Origin of the sequence: Mycolicibacterium sediminis (assembly GCF_010731735.1) — a bacterium.
Lineage (GTDB): Bacteria > Actinomycetota > Actinomycetes > Mycobacteriales > Mycobacteriaceae > Mycobacterium > Mycobacterium sediminis.
This window is the reverse complement of the sequence record NZ_AP022588.1, coordinates 3,050,615-3,067,127: the sequence shown is the minus strand read 5'-3', so window position 1 is coordinate 3,067,127 and position 16,513 is coordinate 3,050,615. Positions and strand designations below refer to the sequence as shown.

Here is a 16,513-nt window from a genome sequence, read left to right as displayed (position 1 = left end):
AAGCTTGAGAGAACACATAAGCGGCGCTCCGCAGGGCCAAATGTACTGCGGGACTTCGATATTGTATAGCCAGCTAGAATTGATTATGCGCCAAGAGCAGCACCGATGGCATCGGCGGCTGCCGACATGGACCGGCGGTCGATGTGGGCGTACAGACCGATGGTGGTGTTGATCGACTCGTGACCGAGGTGCTGCTGGACCACCGGCAGCGGGACCCCGGCCAGCACCAGCCAGGAGGCACAGGTGTGCCGGAGGTCGTGAATCCGGGGCCGGAGGATCGGGATCGACTTGTCGGTGATCGGCTTGCCGTCCGCGTCGGTCGACGGCCAGGTCTTGGCCACCGCCGGGGACCAGATCCGGTCGTGGAACCCGTTTGACTTCACGAAGGTTCCGGCCTTGTTCAGGAAGACCCACTCACCTCGGAGGTCGAGCTTGGCCAGGGTGGCTGCCGGGACGTTGATGGTGCGCACCGACTTCTTGGTCTTCGGTGGTCCCAGCTCGTAACCGCCTCGGTCGTAGGTCCGCTTCCAGGCCCTGACGATTCTCACCGTGTTGGTGGCCAGGTCGATGTCCGAGGGCTTGAGGGCGGCTGCCTCGCCCCACCGGGCACCGGAGGCGACGAGGAATTCCACCATCGGCTGCCAGTATCCGCTGACGTTCTCCAGCAACCGGGCGAAGTCTTCGTGGCTGAGGCAGATCATTTCTGCTCGCTCGGTCGTCGGCAGGCGCTGGCCCAGCGCCGGGTTGCTCGGGATGCGACCGTCTTTGACGGCGGCGTTGAGAGCCGAGGACAAGAAGCCGTGCTTGTTGCTGATGGTCTTGCCGGAGGCTCCGGCGGCGGCGAGATCCTGGGTCCACTTGGCCACGTGCTCACGGGTCAGCGCGGTCAGCGGAAGGTCACCCAGTGCCGGTCCGATGTCCTTATTCAAATACGACCGGTAGTCCCAGAGCGTCGACTTCCGCAGACCGGTCAGGTGGTCGATGTGGTGTTCGATCCACTCCGCCACCGTCGTGGTCGAGCCTTCCGAGTCGGCGACGAGAGCCGCCAGCGCCTGCTCGGGTCCGAACTTCTCGACGAGGCCCTTGAACTTCGTGGCGGTCACGAGGTCCTCGAAGGAGGTCGAGGTCTGCTTGCCGTCGAGTCGATAGAGGACCTGGATGTAGGTGGTCCCGCTCTTGCGGGTGCCTGGTCTCAGTGATGCCATGGCGGCGACTATAGACCGCGATGTTGATGAGATGTTGATGGAAAAAAAACTGGCCAGAGCTTTAGTGCTCTGACCAGCTTCTTCTCTTGTGGAGCTGCCGGGAATCGAACCCGGGTCCTACGGCATTCCCTCGAGGCTTCTCCGTGCGCAGTTCGCTATGTCTCTACTTGGATCTCTCGTTCACGCGAACAAGACGAGATGACGATCCCAGTCGCTGTTTGGTGTCCCCATGGATTCCGCGACCGAACCCGTGGGTTTGTCCCTCTAGCTGATGCCAGGGTCCGGGCCGAGGGCGCTCCCGGTCTGACAGACACACCGTCGCTTAGGCAGCGAGGGCGTAGTCGCGCTGATTTGAATCGGCGCTTAATTGGTTGCAACGACGCTTACGGTGGTCGATTGCCTGCACCGGCACGCTTCCCTCGAATCGATGCGCGAAGTCGAAACCGTTCAGCCCCTCGCACCCCGCCGACGTTCGGCGAGAAGTTCATTGTAGCGATCAGTACGACAACAACCAGCGATTAAGTATTCCCAGCTAGATCACGTAGTTGAGATTGGCCACGACGCGCCGACCCAGCTCGACGTCGCCGCCGTACTCGACGTCCACCGGCCCGCGTGGCCGCCCGCCACAGAGCCTGGTGAACTGCAGCCCGTCCAGGGTGATCGTCGCGGTCGGCTCCGCACCACCGAAGTCGTCGACCACCGCGGCGCGGCCGTCGACGGCCACCCGGATGGTGCGCTCGAGCGGACCGGTCAACTCCAGAGCGACCCGCGATCCGTCCGGCGCCCCGGCGCGCTTGCCCACCACGAAGCCCATGCTGCCGGCCACCTCGTCGAGCGCGAACCGGCTCGTGGTCCCCGCGAGTTCCGCGGCGGACGCGGGCATGGACAGCGCGTCGCGGACGTCGTGCTCGTGCATCCAACAGTCGAAGATCCGAATCCGCATGAACCGGCCATAGGTGTCCGGGCCGGCGGGCGTGGCCGTCGGCGCGTCCCAGTCGTCGCGGCTCATCGCCTCGAGCGCCTCACGACGGCGGGCCGTCACGTCGCGGAACCGGGTCAGCACGTCCGCGCCCGTGTCCGCGGCAAGGTGCCGGACCCAGCACTCGTTCAGTTCGCCGATCGGGTTTCGGACGTGGTCCAACCCGGACACGTCGACGTCTGGCGTGGGGAGGCCGAGCAGCATGCACTCGGTCCCGACGACGTGAGCCACGACGTCCCGGACGCACCACCCCGGCAGCGCCGTCGCGGTCAGCCAACCCGCCTCCGGGACGTCGGCCATGAAGGCGTCGATGCCACCCCAGACGTCGCCGAGGCTCATGGTGACCTCGTCCTTGTCGAGCAGGGTCAGCGGGCGCGATGGGCTGTTCACGTCAAGCACCGTAACGCCGCCGTCCGCCGGAGATCAGCCGACCGCGATCATCGCGACGGCAGCGAGCGCGAGCACCATCCCGCCCGCCTGCCAGCGAGTGACCCGCTCCTTGAGCACGACCATGGCCAACGCGACCGTCGCCGCCGGATACAGGGAGATGAGCACGCCGGTCAGCGACAGCAGCGACGCCTGCAGCGCGAGGAGCATCGCGACGTTGGCGATGGTGTCGAGCACGCCGGCGGCCAGCGCCAGCTTCAGGGGGATGCCGCGGGGCACGACGAGGTTGGCGCTCGCCAGCGCGATCCCGATGACCAGCAGACTCGCCGCCACCCGCGCGAAGACCAGCGGCCACAGCCTCGCCTCGACCGGCGCCTGGTCGATCAGCACGAAGTTCAGGCCGAATGCCAGGCCCGCGCCGACCGTCAGCCACGCGACCTTCTTCGTGAAGCGGTGTGGGCGATCCTCGTCTCCCTTGGCCTCGCGGCTGACCAGCGCCACGGCGATCAGCGCGACGCCGATCCCCGCGTACGCCACGCCGCTGGGCCGCTCCCCCAGTGCCAGGCCGACGCCGACGGGCACCCCGGCGACGAGGATCGCGGTCAGCGGGGAGACCACCGAGATCGGGCCGGATCCGAGGGCGGCATAGAACCACCAGACGCCGAACGCCTGGCTGACCCCGCACAGAGCGCCCCACACCACCGCGGGCGTCGTCACCGTGCCGCCGAAACCGAGCGCGAGGAAGATCAGCAGCACCATCGCCACCGGGTAGGACACGATGACGACGCGCAGGGCTGCCACGCGGCGGGAGGCGATCCCGCCCACGAAGTCGCTCACCCCGTAGCCGGCGGCCGACAGCAGGGCGAACAGGATTCCGGTCAGCGCATGCCCTTGACGCGTCGGCCCAACTCGCGGGTGACCTCGCGTTCGGCGTCGCGCCTGGCCATGTCCTGCCGCTTGTCGTGGGCCTGCTTGCCGCGCGCCAGGGCCAGTTCGACCTTGACCTTGCCGTCGGTGAAGTACAGCGACAGCGGCACCAGCGTGAGGTTGCCGTCGCGGATCTTGCCGATCAGGTTGTCGATCTCACCGCGGTGCAGCAGCAACTTCCGGTTCCGCCGCGGCGCGTGGTTGGTCCAGCTGCCGTGGTGATACTCCGGGATGTGCAGGTTGCGCAGCCAGATCTCGCCGTCGTCGACGGTGGCGAACGCGTCCGCAAGGGACGCGGTGCCGTCACGCAGGGCCTTCACCTCGGTGCCGACGAGCGCGACACCCGCCTCGAAGGTCTCGAGGATCGCGTAGTTGTGCCGCGCCTTTCGGTTGGTCGCCACGACCTGGTTGTTGCGCCGGGTCTGCTCGTCGACCTTCTTCTTGTTGACCACGTCAACGCCGTACGTACAGGCGCAGGGTGGCGTAGCCGGTCACGCCGGCCATGGCGACGCCGACGAACAGCAGGATCGGCGAGATGTAGAGGATGTCGGCGTAGTCGATCCTGGCGATGAGGTTCGCTTGGTAGAACTGGTCGAGCGCCTTCTCCAGGAACAGTGCCCGGACGACGATCAACCCCGCGATCGCGATGACGACGCCCAGGAACGCTGCGAGCATCGCCTCGACGAGGAACGGCAGCTGCGTGTACCAGCGACTGGCACCGACGAGTCGCATGATGCCCACCTCGGTTCTTCGGGTGTACGCGGCGACTTGCACCATGTTCGCGATCAACAGGACCGCGCCGACCGCCTGCACCAGTGCCACCGCGAACGCCGCGCTGCTCAGACCGTCCAGCACCGCGAACAGCCTGTCGATGAGTTCCTTCTGGTTGAGCACGTTCAGGACGCCGGGCTGCCCGACGAGCGCCTCGTCGAAACCCTGATGCTGTTCCGGATCGTCGAGCTTCACGATGAACGACGCGGGAAAGGCGTCCTTGCCCGCGACGTCCTTGTACTGCGGGAACTTCTTGATCGCGTCGTCGTAGGCCTCGTCGCGGTTCAGGAAGCGCACGGACTTGACGTCGTCGCGCTCCTCGATCTGCTTGCGCAGCGCGAGGCAGGGGTCGGAGTCACAGGTCGGGTCGTTCGCCGACACGTCGTTGGTGAGGAAGACCTGGCTCTCGACCCGGTCGAGGTAGATGGTGCGGGAACTGTCCGCGAGGCGGACGACGAGCAATCCACCTCCGAACAGTCCGATCGAGATGGCGGTCGTCAAGATCATGGCGACCGTCATCGTGACGTTGCGACGAAGTCCGGTGAAGACCTCGTTCAGGAGAAAGCCGAAGCGCACTTAGCGATCCATTCCGTAGACACCGCGTTGTTCGTCGCGGATCAGGCGTCCCAGTTCGAGTTCGATGACTCGCTGGCGCATCGAGTCGACGATGTGATGGTCGTGTGTCGCCATCAGCACCGTCGTTCCCGTGCGGTTGATCCGTTCGAGCAGATCCATGATGTCCTTGCTGGTCTCGGGGTCCAGGTTTCCCGTCGGCTCGTCGGCCAGCAGCACGAGCGGACGGTTGACGAACGCGCGGGCGATCGCCACGCGCTGCTGCTCACCGCCGGAGAGTTCGGTGGGAAGGCGGTTCGCCTTCCCCGACAGGCCCACCATCTCGAGTACGTCGGGCACGACGCGATTGATCACGTCGGACCGCTTGCCGATCACCTCCAGCGCGAAGGCGACGTTCTCGAACACCGTCTTCTGCTGCAAGAGCCGGAAGTCCTGGAACACGCATCCCAGGACCTGACGCAGGCTCGGGATGTGCCGGTTCGCCAGCTTGTTCACGTGGAACTTCGAGACGCGGATGTCGCCCTGGCTCGGATGGTCCTCCGCGAGCAGCAGACGCATGAACGTCGACTTGCCAGACCCGGACGGACCGATCAGGAACACGAACTCACCCTTGTCGATCTTGAGCGAGACGTTGTCGAGAGCCGGACGGGCCGAGGACTTGTACTGCTTGCTCACGTGGTCGAGGGTGATCATCACGGCACGCCAGTGTAGCCGGACGCCACGAGAGCCCCCGCCTACCGAGGGGGTTGTGGGGTCGGCAGCGTGATGCCGGGCAACGGGAACGGCAGGCCCGGCGCGTTGGGTGCCACGGTGGTCGACGGCCCGATGGTGGTCGGCGGCAAAGGTCCAGCACCATCGGGATCGACGACCGTCGTCGGCGCGCCGTTCGACGGCGACGTCGGAGTGGTGGGCGACGTCGGGGTCCCCGACGTCGTGTCGTCGGGACTGGTCTCGGTCGTCGTCGGCGGCGTCGTGGTCGGTGTCTCGGTCGTGGTGGTCGGCGTTCGCGTGGTGGTACGCGGCCGCTCCTCCACATTCGTTCGGGGCACCCAGGTGTACTCGGGGTCCGGGACGAAGCCGGGCGGCACGACCGCCGTCTCCGGTACCGCAGGCGGCTGCGCGGCCGGTTGATAGGTGCTGTGCAGCCAGGAGATGCCGAAGAACGCGAAGATCAACACGGCCGTCGACGTGCGGATCCGGCCGTTGATGATGTAGCCCGGCCAGCCGCGGTCGGGACGCTTGCGCGTCAGCCAGTTCCACAGCCGCTTCACGACCGGCCCTCCGATCCCTGCGACTCCCGGGACGTACCGACGTTGGCCGGACTGGGGATCGTGTTGACCACCGGAGCCGCCTCCGCCGAGGTGACGATGCCGGCGCGGATCAGCGCCGCGATCACGAGCAGGCGCAGACGGCGACCGACCTCGAACTGCTTGCCGGGCAGCGTGCGCGCGACCATGCGCAGGTTGACCGTGTCGACCTCGATGCTCTCCACGCCCATCACCTGGGGAGCGTCGAGCAGCAGCTTGCTCATGCTCTCGTCCTTCATGGCCTTCTCGCTGACGCCGTGCAGCAACTCGTCGACCTTGGTGAGGTCCGCGCTGGTGGGCACGGGGATGTCGATGACCGCGCGGGCCCAGTCCTTCGAGAGGTTCATCGTCTTCACGATCTGACCGTTGGGGATGGTGAAGACCTCGCCCTCCGTCGACCGGAGCTTGGTGACGCGCAGGGTGACGTCCTCGACCGTGCCCTCCGCCGGGGCGGCGATGCCGGCGACGGTCAACGCGACGAGGTCACCGAAGCCGTACTGCTTCTCGGTGATGATGAAGAACCCCGACAGCAGGTCCTGCACGACGCGCTGGGCGCCGAAGCCGAGTGCCGCGCCGAGCACGGCCGCGGGGGCGACCAGAGATCCGACCGGGACGGCCAGGACGTCGGTGACCTCGACCGCGACGACCACGAAGAGCACCGCGATCGACACCCACGAGATGACCGACGCGACGGCTTGGCGGTGTTTGGCGCTCTCGGTGCGGACCAGCTGATCGGTCTCCTGGAAGTCCGCGTCGATGCGACGCGTGATCTTCTGCGCCGCCCAGCTGATGAACCGGGCGGCCAGCACCGCGAATATGACCAGCATCGCGATCTTGAGCCCACGCGTGATGATCCACTCGCCGATGCCGCTGCGCCAGAAGTCGTGCCAGCGCTGCGCGAACGAGAACGCGAGGTACGTCGTGTTATTCGTCATCTTTCCTATTACGCCAACGGATTCCAGCTTCGATGAAACCGTCGATGTCGCCGTCGAGCACCGCGGACGGGTTGCCGACTTCGTAGTCGGTACGGAGGTCCTTCACCATCTGATAGGGCTGCAGGACGTAGGAGCGCATCTGGTTGCCCCAGGAACTGCCGCCGTCGCCCTTGAGCGCGTCCATCTCGGCGCGTTCTTCGAGACGCTTGCGCTCCAACAGCTTCGCCTGCAGAACTCGCATCGCCGAGACCTTGTTCTGCAACTGCGACTTCTCGTTCTGACAGGTCACGACGATACCCGTGGGCACGTGGGTCAAACGGACCGCGGAGTCGGTCGTGTTGACCGACTGCCCGCCCGGCCCGCTGGACCGGTAGACGTCCACCCGCAGGTCGCCCTCGGGGATTTCGATGTGATCGGTCGTCTCGACGACGGGCAGCACCTCGACGTCGGCGAACGACGTCTGCCGTCGACTCTGGTTGTCGAACGGGCTGATGCGCACCAGCCGGTGGGTGCCCTGCTCGACCGACAGCGTGCCGTAGGCGAAGGGCGCGTGCACCGCGAACGTCGCGCTCTTGATGCCCGCTTCCTCGGCGTAGGACGTGTCGAAGACCTCGACGCCGTAGTCGTGCTTCTCCGCCCACCGGATGTACATCCGCATGAGCATCTCGGCCCAGTCGGCTGCGTCGACGCCACCGGCTCCCGAGCGGATGGTGACGACGGCCTCGCGCTCGTCGTACTCCCCCGACAGCAGCGTGCGCACCTCGAGCGCTTCGATCTCCTCGCGCAGCTGCCGCAGTTCCTCGTCGGCCTCGGCGAACGCCTCGGGGCCGCCCGCACCCTCCTCCTCCGATGCCATCTCGTAGAGCACCGGGAGGTCCTCGAGGCGCTGCCGCAGAGCCTCCACGCGCCGCAGTTCACTCTGCGCGTGGGACAGCTCGCTGGTCACCTTCTGCGCGCGGGATTGGTCGTCCCAGAGCTTCGGATCGGACGCTTCCTGCTCGAGCTTGTCGATGCGGCCGCGGAGAGCGTCGACGTCGAGCACCCGCTCCACCGTGGTGAGCGTGGTGTCGAGAGCGGCGATGTCTGTCTGGCGGTCGGGATCCACGGTGGTTCAGCGTACCGACCGTGGTGTCGAAACCCCCCGCTCCTGTCCCCCGGACCGAGGATCCGGGGATAGAGTCGGCGATGCAACCTGCCTGGCGACGACGCGACAGCCCCCTTGCGCGCCGCCTGGCGTCGGGGCTACAGAAAGCTGATCAATGCGTCCGTTTCACGTGGCAATCGTCGGCTCGGGACCTTCGGGTTACTTCGCGGCGGCCTCGTTGCTGAAGTACGCGGACTCTCCGTCGGACTCCGAGGGACCGGCGCGACGCGACGTCCGCGTCGACATGCTGGAGATGCTGCCCACGCCGTGGGGCCTGGTCCGCTCCGGAGTTGCGCCGGACCATCCGAAGATCAAGACGATCAGCAAGCAGTTCGAGAAGATCTCGGCCGATCCGCGATTCCGGTTCTTCGGCAACGTCCAGATCGGCAGGCACGTGACGGCCGACGAACTTGCCGACCGCTACGACGCGGTGGTCTACGCGATCGGCGCGCAGGCCGACCGCGCGCTCGGGATCCCGGGCGAGGAGCTGACCGGCAGTGTTGCGGCCGTCGACTTCGTGGGCTGGTACAACGCGCATCCGCACTTCGGGGAGATGCTGCCCGACGTGTCGTCGGGCCGCGCGGTGGTGATCGGCAACGGCAACGTCGCGCTCGACGTCGCTCGCATCCTGGTCAGCGATCCCGACCTGCTGGCCGCGACCGACATCGCCGATCACGCGCTGGACTCGCTGCACTCGAAGGGCATCGAGGAGGTCGTGGTCGTCGGTCGGCGCGGGCCGCTGGAGGCGCCGTTCACGACGCTGGAGCTACGCGAGCTCGGCGACCTCGAGGCGATGGCCGACGTGGACGTCGTCGTCGACCCGGCGGACTTCGCCGACATCACCGACGAGCAGGTCGAGGCCGCGGGCAAGACCGTCCGGCAGAACGTGAAGGTGCTGCGCGGCTATGCCGAGCGTGGACCACGAGGCGCTGCGCGACGGATCGTGTTCCGCTTCCGGACGTCGCCGATCGAGATCAAGGGCGACGGGCGGGTCGAAGCGATCGTGCTCGGCCGCAACGAACTCGTCGACGACGGCGGGCGCGTCGTGGCCAAGGACAGTGGGGAACGCGAGGAACTACCGGCCCAGCTGGTGGTCCGCGCAGTGGGTTATCGCGGTGTCGCGACGCCCGGGATGCCGTTCGACGAGCGGTCGGGAACCATCCCGCACACCGATGGCCGCGTCGAGGGCACCCGCAACGCCTACGTGGTGGGCTGGATCAAGCGCGGCCCGTCGGGAGTCATCGGTAGCAACAAGCGCGACTCGCAGGACACCGTCGACACGCTGATCGGCGACCTCGAGTCGCGGGAACTGGCCGACCTCGGACCGGACCATGACCAGAAGATCGCCGAGTGGCTGGTCGAGCGCCAGCCACATGTCGTCACCGGCGATCACTGGAAGCTGATCGACGACCACGAGCGGATTGCGGGCGAGAAGCTCGGCCGGCCGCGGGTCAAGCTGACCAAGTTGGCCGACCTGCTGCGGATCGGGCACGGCTGACGCTCGTCGGCGCTAGCCACGCATCGGTGGCGTCACCTTATCGGCCTCGATCGTGACGATGATGCGGGTCTCGTCGGGATTGCCGCTGAAGTTCGGGTAGGGCGTGCCGAGGTACTTCAGTGAGATCTCGTCGATGTTCTCCCTGCCGCCCTCGGAGGTCATCGAAACGACCCGTCCGCGCACGGCATAGAAGCGGTACACGTTCTCGGGGTCGACGACGTTGACGGCGACGCGCGGATCGCGTTCGAAGTTCTTCTGCTTCTGCATGCCGCCGACGATGTTGAGGACGACGTTCTCGCCGTCCGTGGTCACCCACGTCTCTGTGAGCTGGGGCGAGCCGTCGGGCATCAGGGTGGCGACGAAGCACGGGCTGGGCTTGCGAAGGAGGTCGATCAGGTCGGCGGGGAGGGGCTGTGGCATGTCACCGTCATACCCGTTTTGTCTGACGTCCGATGTAGAATCGAACACATGTTCGACATGCTGGACTTCGACCCCGCCACAGTGGACGAGGCCGGCCTGATCGAGCGCATCGAAGCCCTGGAAAAGTTCAAGTGCACCGCCGCCGCCGCGCAGGCCCGCATGACCGCCGCCCTCGACGGGATGCGGCGTTCCGCCGAAGCCGACCGCGGGGTCCCCGCCCACAAACGCGGCAAGGGGTTGGCCTCGGAGATCGCGTTGGCCCGGCACGACTCCCCCACCACGGGCGGCCGCCACCTCGGGTTCGCCCGCGCCCTGATCCACGAAATGCCCTGCACCCTCGCCGCCCTGGAGCAGGGCGTGCTCTCCGAGTGGCGGTGCACCCTGATCGTCCGCGAATCCGCGTGCCTCGACGTCGAAGACCGTCGTGTGCTGGACGCCGAGATGTGCGGCGACCTCACGACGTTGGCGGGCAAGGGCGACACGCGGATCGCCGCCGAGGCCAAGAAGATCGCCTACCGCCTCGACCCGCACGCCGTCGTCGACCGCGCGAAGAAGGCACCCGGCGAGCGCGGATTCTGGATCCGGCCCGCCGCCGACGGCATGGTCTGGGCCACCGCCCTGCTCCCCCTCACCCAGGGCGTGTCGGTCTACGCCGCGCTAAAGCGGGAGGCCGATCTCTGCGGTGACGGCCGGGGACGCGGCCAGGTCATGGCCGACACCCTCGTCGAACGCATCACCGGGCGCCCCGCCGACGTTCCCGTCCCGGTCACCGTCGACCTCGTCATCACCGACGAGACCCTGCTCGGCGGCGACACCGAACCCGCGTGGATTCCCGGTCACGGACCCGTCCCCGCCGCCGTCGCCCGACACCTCATCAAAGATGCCATCGACGACCGCCGCTCCACCGCCGCGCTACGGCGGCTCTACCGCCACCCCAGCACCGGCGCGCTGGTTGCGATGGAGTCCCGCGCCAGGACGTTTCCCACCGCACTCGGGAAGTTCATCGACCTGCGCGACGACACCTGCCGCACCCCCTACTGCAACGCCCCCATCCGCCACCACGACCACATCACCCCCGCCGCCCGCGGCGGACCCACCACCGCCACCAACGGCCAAGGCCTCTGCGAGGCCTGCAACTACGCCAAGGAAGCACCCGGCTGGCGAACCACCACGACGACTGACGACGAGAACGGCCAGCACACAACCGAACTCACCACACCCACCGGCGCCACCCACCACTCACACGCACCACCACTACCGGGACGCATCACCACCAACCTCCTGCACCTGGACGTCGTGAGGTTCCGCGTCGCCGCCTAGTACGAACTGGGCGGCGGCGGCTCGATCGGCCCGGGCTGTTGAGGCTGCTCGGGCTGCTCGGGGGGCGCGAAGTTCCACTTGTCCGGATTCTTCGGCGAGTAGACGACCGGGATGAGCTGACCCATCGTCGGCCAGTTGTTCACGTCGACGGCCATGCGTTGATAGACGACGTGCTCGTTGACCGTCGGTCCGTTGATGACCCCGGTGATGGTGACGAAGTGCTCGCCGACGTCCTCGTTGGGGCGTGGGCTCAGTCCGGTGACCAGCAGGGTGCCGTGCACGCCACCGCCTCCTCGGCCTCCACCACCGCCGCCTGCGGCGCCGCCGGGCCCGCGATTGCGCAGTCGAGGCACGATGATCATGGCGAGCACGCCGAGGATCACCACTATCGCGAGGAATTCCAGCACACAGCCATGGTAGGACTGCTTGCCATGAGCACGGTTGCGGGCGACGCCCCGGATGACGCCTCCGATGATCTGGCCTTCGCGCTACGCCTCGCCGATGCGGCCGACGCGCTGACGCTGGACCGCTTCGGCGCGCTGGACCTGCGGATCGAGACCAAGCCGGACCTGACGCCGGTCACCGACGCCGATCGTGGGGCGGAAGAGGCGCTGCGCGAGCTGATCGCCGAACACCGTCCCGGCGATGCGCTGCTGGGCGAAGAATACGGCGGCACACCGGTTTTCGAGGGCCGGCAATGGGTGCTCGACCCGATCGACGGAACCAAGAACTTCGTCCGCGGTGTGCCCGTGTGGTCGACGCTCATCGCTTTGCTCCAGGACGGCGTCCCGGTGGTCGGCGTCGTCAGCGCACCCGCACTCGCCCGGCGCTGGTGGGCGGCCGACGGCTCGGGGGCGTTCTCCTCGTTCCGGGGCGAGACGCGGCCCATCTCGGTGTCGGCGGTCGGCGACGTCGAGTCCGCCAGCCTGTCCTACTCGGACCTCATCGGGTGGGAGGAGCGGCGGTCGCGATTCCTCGACCTGGCCGACGAGGTGTGGCGGGTCCGCGGCTACGGCGACTTCTGGTCCTACTGCCTGCTCGCCGAGGGTGCGGTGGACGTCGTCGCCGAACCGGAGGTCAAGCTCTGGGACCTGGCGGCGATCGACGTCCTGGTGCGGGAGGCCGGCGGGCGGTTCACCAACCTCGAGGGCGCACCGGGACCGCACGGCGGAAGTGCCGTCGCCACCAACGGACTGCTGCACGACGCGGTCCTGACGAGGTTGCGCGAACACTGACGTCCTCGTGACGGGGTTCACACGTCCGATCTATCTTACTCGGGAGTAAGATACGGTCAGATTGCACTGCCCCAACGACGCGAGGCTGCGACATGACCAAATCTTCTCCGTCCACACCGTCTTCTCCAGCGGCTGGAACCAAGCAACGTCCCAAGCGCTCCGGCCACGAGAGCGCCATCGGCCTGCAGAGGCCGAAGCGCACCGCGACGTCGGTCGGGCTCGCGCTCGTCACGCCGCTGGTGGGCCAGGAATTCCTGGACCGTCACGGCCTACGGGGCCCGCTCAACAACGGCCTGCGCTATGGCGTCAAGACGGCGTTCTCGGCGCTGGGTGCGTCGACCCGTCAGTTCAAGCGAATCCAGTCCGGCGGCAAGGCGCCCACGCGTCTCAAGCCGAGCGGTGCCGACTACTTCGACCTCACCCCCGACGACGACCAGAAGATGATCGTCCAGACCGTCGAGGAGTTCGCCGAGGAGATCCTGCGGCCTGCGGCGCACGACGCCGACGCGGCCGTCGCCTACCCGCCCGACCTGGTCGCCAAGGCCACGGAACTCGGAATCACCGCGATCCACGTCCCCGAGGACTTCGACGGCATCGCCGAGAACCGCAGCACGATCACCAACGCGCTGGTGGCCGAGGCGCTGGCGTACGGCGACATGGGTCTCGCGCTGCCGATCCTCGCCCCCGCAGGCGTGGCCTCGGCGCTGACGCACTGGGGCAGCGCCGACCAGCAGGCCACCTACCTCCCCTCGTTCGCGGGCGAGAACGTGCCCCAGGCCTGCGTCGTCATCACCGAACCTCACGCTCTGTTCGACCCCACCGCACTCAGGACGACCGCGGTACGGACCCCGGGCGGCTACCGTCTCACCGGCGTCAAGTCGCTGGTGCCGGCCGCCGCCGACGCGGAACTCTTCGTCGTCGCGGCGCAACTCAACGGCAAGCCCGCGCTGTTCATCGTCGAGTCCGGCTCCGAGGGCCTGACCGTCACCCCCGACCCGAGCATGGGCATCCGCGCCGCGGCGCTGGGCCGCGTCGAACTCAAGGACGTCGCGGTGCCGCTGCACAACCGGCTCGGCGAGGACGAGGCGACGGAGTCCGACTACTCCGAGGCCATCGCGCTGTCCCGATTGGGTTGGGCCGCATTGGCAGTCGGCACGTCACACGCCGTCCTCGACTACGTGGTGCCGTACGTGAAGGAGCGCGAGGCCTTCGGCGAGCCCATCGCACGCAGGCAGGCCGTCGCGTTCATGTGCGCCAACATCGCCATCGAACTCGACGGCCTCCGCCTGGTCACCTGGCGTGGCGCCTCGCGCGCCGAGCAGGGTCTGTCGTTCGCCCGGGAAGCGGCGCTCGCCAAGCGAATCGCCACCGACAAGGGCATGCAGATCGGCCTGGACGGGGTTCAGCTCCTCGGCGGGCACGGCTTCACCAAGGAGCACCCGGTGGAGCGCTGGTACCGCGACCTCCGTGCCCTCGGCGTCGCCGAAGGCGTCGTCGTCCTCTAAGTCCTCCCCCCGGCCGCATCACAGACCCCACGAACGGAAACCCAGTCATGGCAATCAATCTCGAAATGCCGAAGAAGCTCCAGGCCGTCATCGACATGGCCCACGAGGGAGCGGCGGAGATGCTCCGGCCGATCTCACGCAAGTACGACCAGTCCGAGCATGCCTATCCCATCGAGCTGGACACGCTCGCCGAACTCTTCCAGGGCATGACCGATGCCAACACCATCTCGTTCGCCGGCGCCGACGCGTTCCGCGGCGTGGACGGCCCGAAGGAGAACGTCAACGGCGCCAACATGTCTGCGCTGGTGAACGCACTGGAGATCAGCTGGGGTGATGTCGCCCTGCTGCTGTCCGTGCCGTTCCAGGGCCTGGGCAACGCCGCGATCTCGGGCGTGGCCACCGACGAGCAGCTCGCCCGGCTCGGCAAGGTGTGGGCCGCCATGGCGATCACCGAGCCGGACTTCGGCTCGGACTCCGCAGCCGTGTCGACGACCGCCAAGCTCGATGGCGACGAGTACGTCATCAACGGCGAGAAGATCTATGTCACGGCCGGCTCGCGCGCCACGCACATCGTGGTCTGGGCGACGCTCGACAAGACGGTCGGCCGCGCCGCGATCAAGTCGTTCATCGTTCCCCGCGACCACCCGGGAGTGACGGTCGAGCGGCTCGAGCACAAGCTCGGCATCAAGGCGTCCGACACCGCCGCCATTCGCTTCGACAACGCGCGCATCCCCAGGGAGAACCTGCTGGGAAGCCCGGAAGTCAACGTGGACAAGGGTTTCGGCGGCGTCATGGAGACGTTCGACAACACCCGTCCGATCGTTGCGGCGATGGCCGTCGGCGTCGCCCGCGCCGCGCTGGAGGAGCTCCGCAAGATCCTCACCGACGCCGGTGTCGAGATCTCCTACGACAAGCCGACGCACGCCCAGAGCGCTGCCGCCGCGGAGTTCATCCGCATGGAGTCCGAGTGGGAGTCCGGCTACCTGCTGACCCTGCGCTCCGCGTGGCAGGCCGACAACAAGATCCCCAACTCCAAGGAAGCGTCGATGGGCAAGGCCAAGGCCGCCCGCGTCGCCAGCGACGTCACGCTGAAGACCGTCGAACTCGCGGGCACCGCCGGGTACTCCGAGGAGGCGCTGCTGGAGAAGTGGGCCCGTGACTCGAAGATCCTCGACATCTTCGAGGGCACCCAGCAGATCCAGCAGCTCGTCGTCGCACGCCGCCTGCTGGGGATGTCGTCGGCTGAACTGAAGTAACGCAGGCCCATCCACCGGCGCGCTAGCGTCGGTACATGGACTCCTTCAACGCTCTCGTCGCCCGACAGGACGGCGATCGGATCATAAGCTCCGTCGAGACCCTCTCCCCGTCGGACCTCCCACCCGGTGACGTCACGATCAGGGTGGCGTTCTCGAGCGTCAACTACAAGGACGCCCTGGCCGTGACGCCGAATTGCGGAGTCGTCCGCGACTACCCGATCGTGCCGGGCATCGACCTGGCCGGCGAGGTGGTGGAGTCTCGGTCGGCCGACTTCGCCGTCGGCGACCAGGTGCTGGCCCATGGCTACGACATCGGCACCGGAAAGCACGGCGGTTACGCCGAATTCGCGCGCCTGCTGGCAGACCAGCTGGTTCCGCTGGGCGATCTGAGCGCCGAGCACGCCATGGCGATCGGCACGGCGGGCTTCACGGCGGCGCTGAGCGTCCAGGCACTCATCGACAGGGGCATCACCCCGGACGACGGCCAGATCGTCGTCACGGGCGCCACGGGCGGCGTCGGATCGGTGTCGGTGGACCTGCTCGCCGCCGCCGGCTACTCCGTCGTCGCATCGACGGGCAAGGCCGAGGCCGCCGATCATCTGCGCGCGCTCGGCGCCTCCGACGTGATCGGCCGCCTCCCCGAGGACCCGGACGCCAAGCCGCGTCCGCTGGGCAAGACCAGGTGGGCCGGAGCGGTGGACTGCGTCGGCGGCGCGACGCTGGCCGACGTCCTGAGCACGATCGCGTACGGCGGTGCCGTGGCGGCCAGCGGACTCACCGGTGGCGTCGCCCTCAACACGACGGTGATGCCGTTCATCCTGCGCCACGTCGCCCTGCTGGGGATCGACTCGGTGCTGCTGCCGATCGCCGCGCGTCGGGAGATGTGGCGGCGTCTCGGAGACGAATTACGGCCCCGACACCTGAAAAACGTCACGCACCTCGTCGATGTCAAGGACGTGGTGTCCGTGATCGACGAGGTGCGTGACGGTAGGTATTCAGGTCGAGCAGTGGTGAAGGTGGCGGGCGGCTTCTGAGCCGCCCGGTCACCTCA

General features: G+C 67.6%; 17 protein-coding genes and 1 other RNA gene. 6 read left to right on the top strand and 12 right to left on the bottom strand.

Going from position 1 to position 16,513, the window contains the following annotated elements; genetic code table 11:
• Positions 1–83: 83 nt before the first annotated feature.
• The 10 genes from G6N64_RS14660 to prfB all read right to left on the bottom strand — a co-directional run bounded on the left by G6N64_RS14660 (position 84) and on the right by prfB (position 8,189).
• The gene (locus tag G6N64_RS14660) at positions 84–1,205 is read right to left on the bottom strand and encodes a tyrosine-type recombinase/integrase (RefSeq protein ID WP_163797718.1); all 1,122 of its coding nucleotides are present in this window, start codon (positions 1,203–1,205) and stop codon (positions 84–86) included.
• Between the two features lie 86 nt (positions 1,206–1,291).
• Positions 1,292–1,660: a transfer-messenger RNA gene (gene ssrA, locus G6N64_RS14655) on the bottom strand.
• Positions 1,661–1,737: 77 nt separating this feature from the next.
• Positions 1,738–2,574 (bottom strand): maleylpyruvate isomerase family mycothiol-dependent enzyme, encoded by an 837-nt coding sequence (locus G6N64_RS14650; RefSeq protein WP_246231164.1) that lies wholly within the window; start codon positions 2,572–2,574, stop codon positions 1,738–1,740.
• 33 nt (positions 2,575–2,607) lie between these two features.
• On the bottom strand, positions 2,608–3,453 hold the full coding sequence (locus G6N64_RS14645) for a DMT family transporter (RefSeq protein ID WP_163801795.1): 846 nt from the start codon (positions 3,451–3,453) through the stop codon (positions 2,608–2,610).
• The gene (gene smpB, locus G6N64_RS14640) at positions 3,450–3,950 is read right to left on the bottom strand and encodes an SsrA-binding protein SmpB (RefSeq protein WP_163797717.1); all 501 of its coding nucleotides are present in this window, start codon (positions 3,948–3,950) and stop codon (positions 3,450–3,452) included. Before smpB ends, G6N64_RS14645 begins: the two co-directional genes overlap by 4 nt.
• 1 nt (position 3,951) lies before the next feature.
• The gene (gene ftsX, locus G6N64_RS14635) at positions 3,952–4,845 is read right to left on the bottom strand and encodes a permease-like cell division protein FtsX (protein WP_163797716.1); all 894 of its coding nucleotides are present in this window, start codon (positions 4,843–4,845) and stop codon (positions 3,952–3,954) included.
• On the bottom strand, positions 4,846–5,535 hold the full coding sequence (gene ftsE, locus G6N64_RS14630; protein WP_163801793.1) for a cell division ATP-binding protein FtsE: 690 nt from the start codon (positions 5,533–5,535) through the stop codon (positions 4,846–4,848).
• Positions 5,536–5,576: 41 nt separating this feature from the next.
• Positions 5,577–6,104, bottom strand: coding sequence for an Rv3103c family proline-rich protein (locus G6N64_RS14625; protein WP_174266957.1), 528 nt, complete (start codon positions 6,102–6,104; stop codon positions 5,577–5,579).
• A 5-nt stretch (positions 6,105–6,109) separates the two neighbouring features.
• A complete protein-coding gene (locus G6N64_RS14620) occupies positions 6,110–7,084 on the bottom strand; it encodes a mechanosensitive ion channel family protein (protein WP_163797715.1) in 975 nt (324 codons plus the stop codon).
• Complete coding sequence (gene prfB / locus G6N64_RS14615; protein ID WP_163797714.1) at positions 7,074–8,189, bottom strand: peptide chain release factor 2; 1,116 nt, start codon at positions 8,187–8,189, stop codon at positions 7,074–7,076. Before prfB ends, G6N64_RS14620 begins: the two co-directional genes overlap by 11 nt.
• Before the next feature lie 154 nt (positions 8,190–8,343).
• Here prfB and G6N64_RS14610 point away from each other — a divergent pair, with 154 nt between their 5' ends.
• Positions 8,344–9,726: an FAD-dependent oxidoreductase gene (locus tag G6N64_RS14610; protein ID WP_163797713.1), complete on the top strand. Its 1,383-nt coding sequence runs from the start codon at positions 8,344–8,346 to the stop codon at positions 9,724–9,726.
• A 12-nt stretch (positions 9,727–9,738) separates the two neighbouring features.
• Here G6N64_RS14610 and G6N64_RS14605 read toward each other — a convergent pair whose 3' ends face one another.
• Positions 9,739–10,146, bottom strand: a complete 408-nt coding sequence (locus tag G6N64_RS14605) for a PPOX class F420-dependent oxidoreductase (RefSeq protein WP_163797712.1) — start codon at positions 10,144–10,146, stop codon at positions 9,739–9,741.
• Positions 10,147–10,194: 48 nt separating this feature from the next.
• Here G6N64_RS14605 and G6N64_RS14600 point away from each other — a divergent pair, with 48 nt between their 5' ends.
• Entirely contained in the window at positions 10,195–11,466 is a 1,272-nt protein-coding gene (locus tag G6N64_RS14600; protein ID WP_163797711.1) for an HNH endonuclease, read from the top strand.
• On the opposite strand, the gene G6N64_RS14595 is transcribed toward G6N64_RS14600, so the two are convergent.
• Positions 11,463–11,873, bottom strand: coding sequence for a hypothetical protein (locus G6N64_RS14595; protein ID WP_163797710.1), 411 nt, complete (start codon positions 11,871–11,873; stop codon positions 11,463–11,465). The two genes, G6N64_RS14600 and G6N64_RS14595, sit on opposite strands and share 4 nt — an antisense overlap.
• A 24-nt stretch (positions 11,874–11,897) precedes the next feature.
• Between G6N64_RS14595 and hisN the strand changes: the two genes are divergently transcribed.
• The 4 genes from hisN to G6N64_RS14575 all read left to right on the top strand — a co-directional run bounded on the left by hisN (position 11,898) and on the right by G6N64_RS14575 (position 16,496).
• The gene (hisN, locus tag G6N64_RS14590) at positions 11,898–12,701 is read left to right on the top strand and encodes a histidinol-phosphatase (RefSeq protein WP_163797709.1); all 804 of its coding nucleotides are present in this window, start codon (positions 11,898–11,900) and stop codon (positions 12,699–12,701) included.
• Between the two features lie 92 nt (positions 12,702–12,793).
• A complete protein-coding gene (locus G6N64_RS14585) occupies positions 12,794–14,206 on the top strand; it encodes an acyl-CoA dehydrogenase family protein (RefSeq protein WP_163797708.1) in 1,413 nt (470 codons plus the stop codon).
• 47 nt (positions 14,207–14,253) lie between these two features.
• Positions 14,254–15,462 (top strand): acyl-CoA dehydrogenase family protein, encoded by a 1,209-nt coding sequence (locus G6N64_RS14580; RefSeq protein WP_163797707.1) that lies wholly within the window; start codon positions 14,254–14,256, stop codon positions 15,460–15,462.
• Between the two features lie 35 nt (positions 15,463–15,497).
• On the top strand, positions 15,498–16,496 hold the full coding sequence (locus G6N64_RS14575; RefSeq protein ID WP_163797706.1) for an oxidoreductase: 999 nt from the start codon (positions 15,498–15,500) through the stop codon (positions 16,494–16,496).
• Positions 16,497–16,513: the final 17 nt, after the last annotated feature.